Source organism: Clostridium sartagoforme (assembly GCF_004794105.1).
Lineage (GTDB): Bacteria > Bacillota > Clostridia > Clostridiales > Clostridiaceae > Clostridium > Clostridium sartagoforme_B.
This window is the reverse complement of record NZ_SRYR01000033.1, coordinates 1-656: the sequence shown is the minus strand read 5'-3', so window position 1 is coordinate 656 and position 656 is coordinate 1. Positions and strand designations below refer to the sequence as shown.

Below are 656 nucleotides of genomic sequence, written 5' to 3'. Positions count from 1 at the left end.
GATGAAGATGAATTAAACGAAGCAGTAAAAAATCACTTACAATTCTTTAACTGTAATATAGTAACAGGACAATTCATTTTAGGAGCAAACTTAGCTATAGAAGAAGCTGAGGGAGCAAAATCAAAAGATGCAGTAGCAGCTATAAAGACTGGACTTATGGGACCTTTAGCTGGTATAGGGGATACGTTATTTGGGGTAACATTAAACACAGTATTTGGATCAATAGCAGCATATATGGCTTTAGAAGGAAGCCCAATAGGATGTTACTTATGGGTAATAGCAAACTTAGCTAAGATATTTTTAAGTAAAACATTTATAAAAGCAGGATATAAACAAGGAGCTAAGCTAGTTTCATCAATAGGAAACATGCTTAAGAATATAACTGATTCAGCATCAGTACTTGGACTTATGGTAATAGGAGCTTTAATACCAACAGTTGTTAAAGGAAATGTTCCATATGTTTATACTTCAGGAGAAGTAAACTTAGTAGCTCAAGAAATCTTAGATAAGATAATGCCAGCATTAGTTCCACTTGGAATCGTTGGATTAACTTATTGGTTACTTGGAAGAAAGAGCTTAAATTCAACAAAAGTAATATTAATACTTATAGCATTATCAATAGTTGCTTATAATTGCAAAATATTAGGATAGAATAT

The 656-nt window shown here is 32.0% G+C and carries 1 protein-coding gene; it reads left to right on the top strand.

Annotated elements, in window-relative coordinates; all coding sequences use genetic code 11:
• The coding region (locus E5347_RS16715) for a PTS system mannose/fructose/sorbose family transporter subunit IID (RefSeq protein ID WP_136008345.1) at positions 1 to 651 on the top strand (651 nt) is incomplete at its 5' end.
• Positions 652 to 656 lie beyond the last annotated feature (5 nt).